Source organism: Paenibacillus tritici (assembly GCF_018207515.1).
Classification (GTDB): domain Bacteria; phylum Bacillota; class Bacilli; order Paenibacillales; family Paenibacillaceae; genus Paenibacillus_AQ; species Paenibacillus_AQ tritici.
The window spans coordinates 3,040,745-3,053,693 of record NZ_CP073365.1 but is presented as its reverse complement, the minus strand read 5'-3'; the positions used below and the strand labels follow the sequence as shown (position 1 = coordinate 3,053,693).

At 53.4% G+C, this 12,949-nt stretch carries 10 protein-coding genes; 6 read left to right on the top strand and 4 right to left on the bottom strand.

Annotated elements, in window-relative coordinates; translation table 11 throughout:
* The first annotated feature begins 56 nt into the window (after positions 1-56).
* The 5 genes from KDC22_RS12655 (at position 57) to KDC22_RS12635 (ending at position 8,440) form a co-directional block, all read left to right on the top strand.
* The gene (locus KDC22_RS12655) at positions 57-1,895 is read left to right on the top strand and encodes a sensor histidine kinase (RefSeq protein ID WP_211723274.1); all 1,839 of its coding nucleotides are present in this window, start codon (positions 57-59) and stop codon (positions 1,893-1,895) included.
* Positions 1,896-1,897: 2 nt separating this feature from the next.
* The gene (locus KDC22_RS12650) at positions 1,898-3,487 is read left to right on the top strand and encodes a response regulator (protein ID WP_211723273.1); all 1,590 of its coding nucleotides are present in this window, start codon (positions 1,898-1,900) and stop codon (positions 3,485-3,487) included.
* A gap of 636 nt (positions 3,488-4,123) precedes the next feature.
* Positions 4,124-6,775, top strand: a complete 2,652-nt coding sequence (locus KDC22_RS12645; protein ID WP_211723272.1) for a family 16 glycosylhydrolase — start codon at positions 4,124-4,126, stop codon at positions 6,773-6,775.
* Between the two features lie 208 nt (positions 6,776-6,983).
* A complete protein-coding gene (locus KDC22_RS12640; RefSeq protein WP_173140031.1) occupies positions 6,984-7,478 on the top strand; it encodes an RNA polymerase sigma factor in 495 nt (164 codons plus the stop codon).
* A 44-nt stretch (positions 7,479-7,522) separates the two neighbouring features.
* Complete coding sequence (locus KDC22_RS12635; protein WP_246553535.1) at positions 7,523-8,440, top strand: hypothetical protein; 918 nt, start codon at positions 7,523-7,525, stop codon at positions 8,438-8,440.
* A 713-nt stretch (positions 8,441-9,153) separates the two neighbouring features.
* Here KDC22_RS12635 and KDC22_RS12630 read toward each other — a convergent pair.
* From KDC22_RS12630 to KDC22_RS12620, 3 genes are read right to left on the bottom strand one after another with little or no spacing between them, the layout of a single operon-like run.
* A complete protein-coding gene (locus KDC22_RS12630) occupies positions 9,154-9,738 on the bottom strand; it encodes a P-loop nucleotide/nucleoside kinase family protein (RefSeq protein WP_246553534.1) in 585 nt (194 codons plus the stop codon).
* Between the two features lie 50 nt (positions 9,739-9,788).
* Positions 9,789-10,319, bottom strand: coding sequence for a hypothetical protein (locus KDC22_RS12625; protein ID WP_211723270.1), 531 nt, complete (start codon positions 10,317-10,319; stop codon positions 9,789-9,791).
* Positions 10,316-10,735, bottom strand: coding sequence for a MerR family transcriptional regulator (locus tag KDC22_RS12620; protein WP_211723269.1), 420 nt, complete (start codon positions 10,733-10,735; stop codon positions 10,316-10,318). Before KDC22_RS12620 ends, KDC22_RS12625 begins: the two co-directional genes overlap by 4 nt.
* Before the next feature lie 254 nt (positions 10,736-10,989).
* Between KDC22_RS12620 and KDC22_RS12615 the strand changes: the two genes are divergently transcribed.
* A complete protein-coding gene (locus KDC22_RS12615) occupies positions 10,990-11,874 on the top strand; it encodes a LysR substrate-binding domain-containing protein (protein WP_211723268.1) in 885 nt (294 codons plus the stop codon).
* 20 nt (positions 11,875-11,894) lie between these two features.
* Here the strand turns inward: KDC22_RS12615 and KDC22_RS12610 are convergent, their stop codons facing one another.
* Positions 11,895-12,884 carry an aldo/keto reductase family protein gene (locus KDC22_RS12610; protein WP_211723267.1) on the bottom strand — a complete coding sequence of 330 codons (990 nt, stop codon included), beginning with the start codon at positions 12,882-12,884 and terminating at the stop codon, positions 11,895-11,897.
* Between the last annotated feature and the right edge of the window lie 65 nt (positions 12,885-12,949).

The window sequence follows — 12,949 nt, the reverse complement described above, 5'->3', positions numbered from 1 at the left end:
GGTCTACCAGCCTATTGGTAATCTGTGCTATATTACTGGGATGGGAGGGATTCCAGATGAAGGCTACGCTGACAACCGCAAGGCGGCTATACCGCAATTCCCGCATCTCGCAAAAGCTCTTCCTGGCCTTCAGCTTGATGATTGCTATCCCTGCCATTGTGGTCTCCTTCCTGTTCATCCGCACCCAGGAGAGCCAGCTCTACAAGGAAGCCATGGCGGAAGGCAGCAATCATGTCGCCCGGCTGAACGAACGGCTGCGCAGCCGGATGGACATTCTTGAGAACGCTTCCGCGACTGCCCTGACCCAAAAGGCATTTGTGGATTTCATTCACTCCAATATGCGCGGAGAGGGTCTGCGGCTCGTGAAATTCAAGCAGAACCAGTATGAGCAAATGCACAATATTATTCAAAGCCATGAGATGGTCAGCTCGCTGAGCTTCTATGTCGATAACCCCGAGGTGTATGAGATCTGGCCGGAAATCTATCATTATTCCAAGTTCCGGCCGCAGGATTACTGGATGACGCTCCGCGATGAAGGCGGCGCTGCCTTCAGGCTTTTCTCCTTCAGGGATGGCAGTGATACGCTGTCTTACTACAGGCTGGTGCGGCTTCAGGGCCAGCAGCAGAAGCTCCCGACCATTATGGAGATCCGCGCCAGGCATAGTGTTTTTTTCAGCGATCTGCTGGAGGACAGCGGGCGGGATTTCTTCACGGTGATCATGGACGGCTCGGATGCTTCCCGCAATGTATACCTCCCGGGGCATGAGTTCCCGCAGAAGGCCGGGGAGAAGCTGGACGACATCCTGACAGGGGTTCATGAGCAACTGGAGGTGCTGGAGCAGAAGACCCCGATTAAGATTCATTCCGGGGATCAGACCTACTATGCGCTGTACCGTTACATTGCTCCGCTGAACGCCTATGTGGTCGATATCGCCTCCCGCCAGGTGATGATGCAGGGCCCGCGGAACTGGTATCTGATCGTGATCACCGTCACCTCCTGTGTATTGCTGCTGATGCTGCTGCTCGTCTCCCGGATGACCCGGCGGATCTTCCGCCGGCTGGAGAAGGTGCTGGTCTCCATGCGCAAGGTGCGCAGGGGCCAGCTCGATGCCAAGATTGATACGGGACTCCGGGAGAACGAAACCGGTGACGAGATCGACTACGTGGCGGTCAGCTACAATAATATGCTGGACGAAATCCAGCGCCTGATGACGCAGGTGGTGGATAAGCAGCTAATCGCCAAGAACGCCCAGCTCCACTCCCTGCACTCACAGATCAATTCCCATTTCCTGTACAACGCGCTGGAGTCTATCAGAATGCGCGCGGAGGTTGAGCGGCAGCCTGCGATTGCCGGTGCCCTTGTGTCGCTGGGTTCGCTGCTGCGTTACAGCATGATGTGGCGCAGCGACACCGTTACCCTCGGCGAAGAGCTGGCCAACATTCAGAGCTACATCCGGTTCATCAACTTCATGGAGGGCGGAAACATTGAACTCGCGGCGGATCTTCCCCCTGAGGTGCAGCGCTATAATATTCCCAAAATGTGCATGCAGCCCATCGTCGAGAACGCCGTACACCATGCGGCCCCCTCGGGCGGCAGTGTTCATATCGGCATTTCGGTACGTGTAGAGAAGGACAGCCTGCTGCTGATCGAGATCCGTGATAACGGTGCCGGAGTAGATCCGCTGATGCTGGACAGTCTGCAGTCTGTACTACTCGGCCATTCGGACACACCGATTATCAGCAGCAATAGCGGCCTAGGGCTGGAGAATGTACATAAGCGCCTGCAATTGCACTACGGCAGCGACTCTGGTCTTTGGATCGACAGCATACAAGGAGCCTATACCTCTGTAACCATCCGGCTGCCCTGGGAAAATGTGAATCTTGGAGGTTGGTAGACATGATCAACATTCTGATTGTGGACGATCAAAAGCATATTCGCGACGGGCTGCAGGCGATGCTGCGCCAATTCCCGCTGCAGCCCGGCCATATCTACAGCGCTGCCAATGGAATCGAAGCACTGGAGCTGCTGCGCCAGCACGACATCCAGCTCGTAATTACCGATATCCGTATGCCGGACATGGATGGCCTGGAGCTTATGGCGCAGACCAGTCAGGAACGACTGACAGTGGATTACCTGATTATTAGCGGCTACAGCGATTTCGCCTATGCCCAGAAGGCCATCGGGCTGGGGGCCAAAGGTTATCTGCTTAAGCCCGTGAAGCGCGAGGATCTGCAAGCCTCGGTAGAGCATGTCTGGCAGGAGATAGAGACGCGAAGGTCGCTCTCCAGCAGCCTCGAACAGCTCTCCCGTCTGGCCCGGGAGGCGGACCGCAAGGAGCTGCGCATGTATATGCAGGGTGCGGCGGGAGATGAGACCTGGATTGCGGAGACCGAGCAGCAGAACACGGAGCTGTGGCGCAGCTACCGCCTCTGCCTGCTGCGCGAGGAGCTGTGGATTAACCAGCCGGGGGCCAGCAGCAGCCATAGCATAGAATCCATTGCCTATCGTGTATATGGCAGACAGGGCTGTATCTGTCTCCAGCACCGTCCTTATCTCATTCTGGCGGTGGATGCAGCCGTTGATCCTGATGTTTTCCCGGCTGCGCTCGCCGCTGAGCAGGTTGAAGTTATTACCGCCATGACCGGCCCGCAGCAGGGATTAAGAAGCCTGCCGGGCAGCTATACGCAGGGAGTTGAGCTATACCGCCACAGCTTCCTTTTTCCGGAGAAGCGCTGCCTGCTCCCCCGGCATATTGAGCGGCTGGAGCAGCAATGGGAGCTTCCTTATGAGGAGCTGTATGCCCTGTTCCAGTTGACCGGCACCAAGAACAGCGGCAGCATTGCCCAGGGGATCTCCGGTCTCTTCCACAAGGATGTGCTGCAGCGTTACCATATCCGCTACACCCAGCAGCTGTGCCGTGCCGTCGTTCAGATGATGGAGGAGTATGAGCGTGTCATCCGTCCATATATGGGCGAAGAAGCGCTCGATCTCCAGTGCCTGCGCAACCTGTTCGATTATCCCGGCATCCGCGATTACATTCAGGCGTTGCAGCAGCAGCTCCTGCGGCTGAACCAGTTCTACTACGATTACAAGTGCAGCTACCGCAGCTCCCAGGACTTGAACGAGGCCATCCGGTTCATCCACGAGAATTACCACAAGCCGCTGGATCTGGCGATGGTCTCCAACCATGTCTCGCTGAATTATGCTTATTTCTCCAACCAGTTCAAGAAGAATATCGGCAAGGGGTTCGCCGAATACCTGCGTGATGTGCGGCTGGACAAAGCCCGGCGCCTGCTGGCCGAGACCGACCAGAGAATTCTTGAGATTGCCTCCATGGTCGGGTATGAGAGTTACAAAAGCTTCACCCGGGCCTTCCGCGAAGCCATGAATATGCAGCCCACCGAATACCGTCTGCTGACCCGCCGGAAGCTGGAACGGGAAGAAGATTACCGGGACAACCACGATTTTGAGGTAAGATCAACGTGAGCACTTGGGTGGACGCTCCGCTGTTTAAGCAGAATCCCCAGTTCATTCTCCAAAAACATGAGCGCACATTCGGCCCATACGCCTCGCGCTGGCCACTTATGTTCGGTTTTTCGATTACATTCAGCCTACGTGGCGTGTCCAGTCCAATTGTGTTCGGTTTTCCGATTACATTCGGCCTACATGGCGCTCACAGTCCAATTGTGTTCGGTTTTTCGATTACATTCAGCCTACGTGGCGCTCCCAGTCCAATTGTGTTCGGTTTTCCGATTACATTCGGCCTACGTGGCGCTGCCAGTCCAATTGTGTTCAGTTTTCTGCTAAAATTTGTTAAATAGATAAACAGAAGACGTTCTGTTTTTAGGCGCGCTGCTCATTTTCATGCTGGAGTTGTGCCTTGAAAGACATGTTTGTTTTCGCATACCTTCGGCCCATCCGCCTTGCACCAGCCTATTGCGAAGAGATGTTCCTTGCTTGGCAGGCTAGGGTTTTCAGCAGAGCAAACGGTAGAACACAAAAAATTGGGTCATAACAAAAAGGATTGTCCCTTTTAGCGGTATATAAGATTCGATAGAATAAAGATGTTCTCTCATATGTAAGCGGTTACCTTCACTACCATTTAATTAAAGGAGGGCAAGTATGAAACGACTTCAGCTTAGGGATCACGGATTCATGCAGAAGGTACTCAGTGTGTTCCTGGTTATGGTGATGCTGGCCGGCACCGGCCTGTTGCCTGCATCGAGAATTCAGAAGGCGGAAGCAGCAGGTGTAACGGTCAGCTCCATGGCGTATTTCTCAGCGGCAGACGGTCCTGTAATCTCCAAATCCGGCGTCGGGCAAGCGAGCTATGGCTTCGTTATGCCTGTGTTCAACGGTGGCTCGGCCACCTGGAGTGATGTGTCGGATGATGTGGGCGTCAAAGTGAAAGTAAATGGCAACTGGGTAGACATCGACAGCGCAGGCGGTTACGTCTACAACCAGAACTGGGGGCACTGGAGCGACGGCGGGAAGAACGGCTACTGGTTCACCCTCTCGGCGACAACCGAAATCCAGCTCTACTCCAAAGCGAATAGTGCAGTTACGCTGAACTACACCCTTGCTTTTCAGAATTTGAACACAACCACGATCTCCGCAATGGCACCTACCCAAGGGCCGCAGATTACAGCAGGCTTTACGGGCGGTGCAGGCTTCACCTACCCCACCTTCAACAATGATCCGGCCTTAACTTATGAAGCCGTGGCAGATGATCTCAAAGTATTCGTGAAACCGGTGGGCAGCAGCACCTGGATTGACATTGACAACAATGCAGCGAGCGGCTGGATCTATGACAGCAACTTCGGCCAGTTCACCGACGGGGGCGGCGGGTACTGGTTCACTGTTACCGAATCCATCAACGTCAAGCTGGCCTCGAAGACCTCCTCCGCCAGTCTCGTCTATACCATCACCTTCAATCAGCCGGTCCGTAATTCATATGTCCTGACAGCCTATGACAGCACGGCTTACACCGCAGATAACAGCGGCTCCATCGGCTTCCCCCTGCCTAAGATTGACGGGGGCGCACCCATTGGCACCGAGCTTGGCAAATTCGTCTATCAGATCAAAACCGGCGGCCAGTGGGTGGATCTGAGCAACTCCGGCCAGAGCGGATTCGTCTACGCCGGTAACGGCTACAACAATATGTCCGCCGCCAACCAGTGGGGCTACTGGGCCGATCATGTCTACGGACTGTGGTTCCAGCCGATCCAGGTAAATATGGAGATCCGCATCGGCTATCCGCTGAACGGGCAGCAAGGAGGAAATGTCGGCAGCAATTATGTCTATTACACCTTCACCGGCAATCCGAATGCTCCTCGACCGGATGAGAGCGACCAGGAAGATATTACGCTGGGAACCCCGTCAGACCCGGCTGTCGCCGGCATGAACCTCCTCTGGCAGGATGAGTTCAGCGGGACCACGCTCGATACCGGCAAATGGAATTATGAACAAGGCTACTATATTACGAATGACCCTAACAGCTGGGGCTGGGGGAATAACGAGTTGCAGCATTATACGAATAGTACCGAGAATGTATTTGTCCAGAACGGACAACTGAACATTAGAGCCAAGAATGATCCGAAGTCCTTCCCGCAGGACCCCAGCCGGTATGCACAATATTCCTCCGGCAAAATCAACACCAAGGATCATCTGTCCTTCCAGTACGGCAGAGTAGATATCCGTGCCAAGCTGCCGACAGGCAACGGGATCTGGCCCGCACTCTGGATGCTGCCGAAAGATGCCGCTTACGGGGCATGGGCGGCTTCCGGTGAAATTGATATTATGGAAGCCAAGGGACGGCTTCCCGGCACGACCAGCGGCGCCGTACACTTCGGCGGACAATGGCCTGTGAATAAGTATATTGCCGGTGAATATCATTTCCCGCAGGGCCAGACTTTTGCCAATGACTATCATGTGTATTCCATGGTCTGGGAAGCAGACAACGTCAAGTGGTATGTGGACGGCAAATTCTTCTTCAAGGTCAACAGAGCGCAGTGGTATTCCGTTGCTGCACCGAACAATCCGAACGCCCCGTTCGACCAGCCTTTCTACCTGATTATGAATCTGGCGGTCGGCGGACATTTCGACGGCGGGCTCTCCCCTGCTCCAGCCGATATACCGGCAACGATGCTGGTAGATTATGTACGGGTGTACAAGGAAGGCAGCGGCGGCGGGAATCCCGGCAATCCGGGTAATCCGGGCAACGTCTCCGTCAGCGGCGTCTCCGTCACTCCTGCTACTGCCCAGGTGCAGACCGGACAGAACGTCCAACTGACTGCCAATGTGGCGCCGTCCGGTGCGACCAACAAGCAGGTTACCTGGAGCGTTGCGAACAGTAATACCGCCTCTGTAAGCCAGAGCGGTCTCGTCACCGGGCTGGCCGCAGGGACAACAACCGTAACGGCTACAACAGCAGACGGTAACAAAACAGCCAGCAGCACCATTACCGTGACCGCACCGTCTCCGGCGGTCATTGTGATCGGCGATCAGGTGCGCGGCCTCAAAAAAACTGGAAATAACCTGCTTTTCTACGTGAACGGCGCTACCTTCGCCGACCTGCATTACAAAATCAACAACGGCGGTCAGCAGAACGTGGCTATGACCTCTGCGGGTAACGGTAATTATACCTATGCGGTAAATAACCTACAGCAAGGCGATACCGTGGAGTACTCCTTCACCTATAATCCGGGGCAAGGGGCGCTGGATTCCCCTTGGAAGACTTATGTGCATGGGGTGACCCAGGGAACCCCCGAATAACCGCAGCACGGCCTGAACAGATAAGTGACCGGATGTGCAGTCGCTTCATATGACCTCTGTCACAGGGGAGGAGGAAGTCTCAGGACTTCTTCCTCCCTTGTTTTTTGTGCACCGGGCAACAGGAATCCAGCAATTACAATTTACCGGAAACAAAATGTGACCGAATGCCGTCCTAAAGGGTGTTATAGATAAAGGAGGGCATAACCTCATGCAGCAACCCATGACCCGGCCGGGCAATCATGTGATACAAAGTTACGAAGTCTATGCTGAAATGCTGTACAGGATTGCCCTGGTTCATCTGGGCAGCCGCCAGGATGCCGAAGAAGCTACTCAGGATACCTTCATCAAGCTGATGGAGAAAGCTCCAGTATTCAAGGATGACGAACATCAGAAAGCATGGCTGATCCGTGTCATTACCAACCATTGTAAGAATCTGCTGGGCAGAGGCTGGCGCAAGCGCGAGGTCAAGCTCGAAGGCGTGGAGCCGGTAACGTCCGATAACCCCGAGGAATTGGCTATTCTGCAGCTCGTGCTGGCACTGCCGGTGAAGTATAAGGCTGTGATTCATCTGTATTATTACGAGGATTACCCCATCCAGGAGATCAGCAGGATTCTGCAAATCAGCGAGTCTGCCGTGAAGATGAGACTACAGCGTGGGCGGCAGCTGTTAAAACTGGAGCTGGAAGGAGCGGAACCGGAGTGAAGGAAGAACAATTTCGGACAACATACAAGAAAGCGGTGGATACTATGAAATCAAATGAAACGATGAAGCAAGGACTGGTCAATAAAATGGAACAGAAACGCCGTCCGCGTAGAATGGCCTATCTCGCAGCAAGCTTGCTGGTTGCTGCCGGAATCGGCCTGGCCGGCCCGGACATTATGAAGAAGCTGAATGGAACGTCTGCCCCGGGTCAGGTGGCCCAGGTAGATCCAGGCACGCCTGCTGCGGGCAATTCCGCAGGGATAGTCATTCCCAAGATCGAGCTGCCGGATAAGAGTACCGGCGTTGCAGTAGATATGGTCGGCCTTGTCGTATACAAAGGCAATATCTATACGCAAGCCGCGACCCGTATCGAAGCGGCCGATGCCGCCGCACTTCGCGGCGAGAAGCTGGGCCGGACGACCAGCGGAATCGACGAATGGAGCGGTAAGGATGCGTATACCGAGCTGGCCTCGAACATCGGTGAAACAGATATCTATGCCGTCAAGGGTTATGATTCCGGGTTCATGGTAATGTCCTATACGGAGGCTGACGGCCAGGTGTTCGCGGAGCTGTACGAACACACGAATGGCATTACGATTCACAGCGGCGCCGATCTGTTCGGCAAGCTGAATCTCGAAGGCCACATCGCCTCTGCCAAGTGGGAGAGCTTCAGCAGCTGGAATAACGGCCAGCAGCAATATCTGGCGCTGCCGGAAGGGGCAGCACGGGACGGCTTCCTTGCAGCGCTCATGACTGCGAAGCCGCTGGCAGCAGAACCGCTGACAGAGCAAGGCATCTATGACAGCGAAGACCGCAAGATTATCTACTTGGAGCTCGATAACAAGGCCCGGGTGGAGCTGACCTTATTCGGCCAGGGGCTCGTGCGTTACGGTACGGCTCCCGTATTCTTCGAGGTTGAGTCCGGCGCGTTCCAGGCGCTGTGGAACAGCATGAAGCCTTAAGCGGCTGCCGGATAGCGAACAGTGGAAGGATTAAGAGCAGAAAACTGACATCTCTTGGTCCCCGTGACGGTCCAATCGGGTGACACAAATTACAGGCAGGGAGAACCCGGGAAGAACCCGAGCAGCTCTCCCTGCCCCACCATGTCCCCATCCCCACCCCGGCAACAAGCAAATGGAAAAAGGTATCTTAATTTGCCCCTTTCTCCGGAATATACGGAAGCAAGTGGAAAAACAGCATCTAATAAAGTTAGTTTTCGCTACTGTGGGTGAACTGGGCAGATTTAAGTGCCATTTTTCCAACTGTTGTTGTAGCAGCTACCTAATCGGCCATCAGCAAGTGGAGGAAATCCAACTGCTAATTCAGCTCCCCCTCCTCCTGAGCGTATCCAATTACTCCAATCATCTTATTTCCTACTGGCAAGGCGGGCTGGGGTACCGCATCGAGGTGTGATATCAGGTTCGGGGGCGATCGGGGGCGATAAGGTGCGGTTACTTTAAGAGCCAACGGGTATTTGTCCGTTGGCTCTTCATTTTTCCGCTGGCTCTTCATTTCCCGTTTGCTCTTCATTTTTCCGTTTGCTCTTCATTAGTCCGTTTGCTCTTCATTTACCCTTTGCTCTTCATTTGCCCGTTGGCTCTTCATTAACCGTAAGCTCTTCATCCGCTTGCTCTTCATTTCTCCAGCTTCACGTTCATACAACCGTACCCTTCTGCTACTTCCCGACACTCTCCTGCCATTTCAACGTAATGTACTCCTTGAGTTGCTCCGCTAACTGGGCTGGCGGCGTAAAAGCCGAGTCGAAGGTAGGCATCGGCGGATCATAATCCGTCTCCGCATGATCAAGTAGCCACTGCGCGAATTCCTCGTGCTGCCTGAGCATATCCTCTGTCCAGGTCGCTGCATCCTCCCGGCCCCGCAGGCGGGCATTTCGGGTGGCATCGTCACAATGCAGGTTAATAAAGTGAACTTCGCTAAACGCATCGTAAACATCACATTTCTCCGCATCCCATGGCATCATAGTCCCGCAGATCACCGTCCCTCGTCCAGACAAAGCAACAGCATGGGCAGCATGCAGCAGCAGATTGTAGCGGTCCTGATACTCCAGCTTCTTCCCTGTCGTTCCGAAATGATCATCATCCGTGCTGAACAGCACAAATTCAGGCAGTAGCTTCCTCAGCTCGTGCATAACCGTTGTCTTGCCTACGCCGCTGGCTCCCGTGATAATAAACAATGGCAATTTCATTTCCATCATCCTCTCCCGCTCCGGCAAAACATCCCCGGCGTTCTCATAATTCATAGGTTCCCCTGCCCGCGGATCAATAATATGGCTTGAACGAAACATTTGCCTTATCGGGTGGCCCCTTCGACGCGGTATTTCTTCTCCCATTCCGACACCTGGCTGGAGTCCAGCCTGATCAGCTTGGCGGGGGTGTACTCGTTGTACTGTCTCTGCTCACTGCTGCCGCATACCCCTTGCAGCGCTTTGATTCTGCGCACCACTTCATCATCCGTACGAATCTCCGCCGACTCTTCCTCGGATACGACCTTAAACATGGTTTCCTGCTTCACACGGGTTACCGTTCCATCGGCATCTGTGTATGACAGCTCAACCAGAATGATATGCTCTCCGCAAGGGACCGGCTCCAGCGTGAAGATCTCAATGAATACATCTGTTACAGTCAGCGTGTTACCCATGCTTATAACCCCGCTGCTGTCTTCATCTACACCACTCAGATTACGCGACCGGTGAAGTCCTGGCGGAAGAAGGAGTTGCAAGCGGGCATTCTGCACAGGACCCGGCGGAGCCATCTGAATCCAGAGATGATTCATCCCTTCTTCGTTCTCCATGGCAGATTTGGCATAGCGGACCTGGATCATATGTGTCCCTCCTCTTGAAGTAACCGGGTGACGGTCTCAATCATCTTTTCTTTCAGCACCGGTGAGATGCGCGGACTAACCGAGAGAATCACATCCTCACTGACAACATGCGTTTCGTTCCGCAGCAGCTGATCCGAATGGTACATCCGCAGATTCTCCCCAATTTTAACCACTTCCTCCATCGGCAGGCCCGCCAACTTCTCTTGCGCTGAGGCCAGCGTCTCACCACTCTTGGACAAAACAAGTATGGCGCGCACAACATGCAGATGATTATCCGTGTAGACCCGCTTGTTACCGGCCAGCTCCAGAGGGGGAAGTATTCCAATCTGCGTATAATACCTGACCGTCCGCAGATTCATCTGCGGATCTTCATTCTGCAGCATCTCAGCCAATTGCTTCGCCGTGTACGTATTCATAGTACTCACCTTTCTTATAAAAACAAAAGTTACACTATACTGTATTGGTTACAGTTTAGTGTAACTTAATGGCAATGTCAATAAGACACCGCTCACATTTTTATGGGATTTCTGCTCCCCGGCTGCTGCCCTCCAAGCTCTCCTTTATATGTTATAATGCCAAGAGGAATAGGGGAACTGCTTATAAAAATTCATGTAACAGCAGCTTTCACGAGTCGTCAAATCTTTATTCGCCGGGAATGAGGACCACAACTATGGATATACGAAAATTACAATACTTTATTGCGGTTGCGGAAGAGCTTCATTTCCATCGTGCCGCAGAGAAATTAAATATGACACAGCCACCGTTGACCCAGCAGATTCAAGCTCTGGAACAAGAGCTGGGTGTGAAGTTATTTGAACGGAACAAACGTCAAGTCCGCCTCACACCGGCGGGATCTGTTTTTTGGGAGGAAGCCACCCGGATCTTAGCTCAACTGGAGCGGTCTATTCAAACTGTACGACTGGCAAGCCAAGGCATCATTGGACATTTGAACATTGCTTTCATCGGTTCAGCAGAGGGCGGAATCATGGTCGATGTGCTCAAAATCTTCCGGCAACGGTTCCCTCAAATACAGCTGAACCTGCTGGAGATGACTTCTGCCCAGCAATGGCAGGCGTTGCACGATGGTACCATCCATATTGGATTCATGCGCTTCATTGAGCCGGCCAAGAATATTAACCATTGCAGCTTGATCAACGAAACTCTGGTTGCCGTATTGCCTGATCAACATCCATTGGCTGAATTGCCGGCATTGCCCGTCTCCGCATTGCGTGCCGAGCCTTTTATCTTCTTTCCACGTAAGCACGGGCTTCCTTTTCATGATCTTATTATGGGCTTTTGCGCAGAGCATGATGTTTACCCTCAAATTGTACAGGAAGCCGTACAAATGTATACCATTGTAAACCTTGTAGCAGCGAACCTAGGGGTTTCCATTGTCCCTTCTTCGGTTTCCGTGTTCCAGCGCAGCGGAGTCGTATTCAGACCGTTTGAAGACAAGGTGCCGCCTGTCCCCTTCTATGCTGCTTGGAGAACGGATACGAATCAGGCCGTCATCTCGGCATTTGTAGATATTTTACAAGAACATAATTTCAGGTGAAGGTGCGCGAACAGAGTAATTCAGCCGGTCTTCGCAGGATCACGTTCAACCAGTCCCTCCAGTACGCTGTCGATCTCACCCAGCAAATCAGGTCCAAGACGCACCCCTGAAGCCTTAACATTCTCTTGTACTTGCTCTGGTCTGGATGCCCCAATGATTGCAGATGACACCTGCGGATTCTGCAGCACCCAGGCGATGGCCAATTGCGGCAGCGTCAGCCCCGCTTCGTGTGCAAGTGAGGACAGCCGGGATACCGCCGTAAGAACCTCTGTATGCAGCCACTGCCCAGCCAATCGTTCAAAAAACGGAGAACCCGCCGAAGTCGAAGCACGGGACCCCTGCGGAACAGGTTGATTCGGCAGATATTTCCCGGAAAGAATGCCTTGGGCCAGCGGTGACCAGACGACCTGCCCGATCCCTTCCCGCTCGGAAGCCGTAATAACCTCCGCTTCGATCACCCGCCATAACATCGAATATTGCGGCTGGCTAGCGACCAGGGGTACCTTCAGCTCCCGGGCCAAAACCGCAGCTTGTGTGATCTGTTCCGCCGTCCATTCGCTGATCCCCACATACAGAACCTTCCCTTGACGCACCAGATCTGAGAATGCCAGGAAGGTCTCCTCCAGCGATACCTTCTTGTCAAATCTATGGGCATAATAAACATCTATATAATCCGTCTGCAACCTTTTCAACGAGGAGTTACACCCTTCTATGATATGCTTCCGGGATAACCCCCGGTCATTGGGGCCTGTTCCTGTAGGCTGATAGACCTTGGTACATAACTCGATGCTTTCCCGCCGCACTCCTGCTAAGACTTGCCCCAGCACCGTCTCCGCCTTCGTATCCGAATATACATCTGCGGTGTCAAATGTAGTAATTCCCGCATCCAATGCAGCATGGACACAAGCTTTGGCGGTGTCATTATCCACTTGCGCACCATGCGTAATCCAGTTTCCAAAAGCAATCTCACTAACCGATAAGCCGCTTGCTCCCAATTTCCGATATTCCATTTTCTTACCTCCTTTTAATAGCCATTTAAGCGTAACAAATCACTATTAATAGGTGAAATATCTTT

Bases quoted from the DNA above. Each gene is read 5' to 3' on its own strand.
- KDC22_RS12650 (WP_211723273.1), top strand. From the start codon at position 1,898: ATGATCAACATTCTGATTGTGGACGATCAAAAGCATATTCGCGACGGG.
- KDC22_RS12610 (WP_211723267.1), bottom strand. From the start codon at position 12,884: ATGGAATATCGGAAATTGGGAGCAAGCGGCTTATCGGTTAGTGAGATT.
- KDC22_RS12625 (WP_211723270.1), bottom strand. From the start codon at position 10,319: ATGATCCAGGTCCGCTATGCCAAATCTGCCATGGAGAACGAAGAAGGG.
- KDC22_RS12655 (WP_211723274.1), top strand. From the start codon at position 57: ATGAAGGCTACGCTGACAACCGCAAGGCGGCTATACCGCAATTCCCGC.
- KDC22_RS12640 (WP_173140031.1), top strand. From the start codon at position 6,984: ATGCAGCAACCCATGACCCGGCCGGGCAATCATGTGATACAAAGTTAC.
- KDC22_RS12630 (WP_246553534.1), bottom strand. From the start codon at position 9,738: ATGAATTATGAGAACGCCGGGGATGTTTTGCCGGAGCGGGAGAGGATG.
- KDC22_RS12615 (WP_211723268.1), top strand. From the start codon at position 10,990: ATGGATATACGAAAATTACAATACTTTATTGCGGTTGCGGAAGAGCTT.
- KDC22_RS12620 (WP_211723269.1), bottom strand. From the start codon at position 10,735: ATGAATACGTACACGGCGAAGCAATTGGCTGAGATGCTGCAGAATGAA.
- KDC22_RS12635 (WP_246553535.1), top strand. From the start codon at position 7,523: ATGAAATCAAATGAAACGATGAAGCAAGGACTGGTCAATAAAATGGAA.
- KDC22_RS12645 (WP_211723272.1), top strand. From the start codon at position 4,124: ATGAAACGACTTCAGCTTAGGGATCACGGATTCATGCAGAAGGTACTC.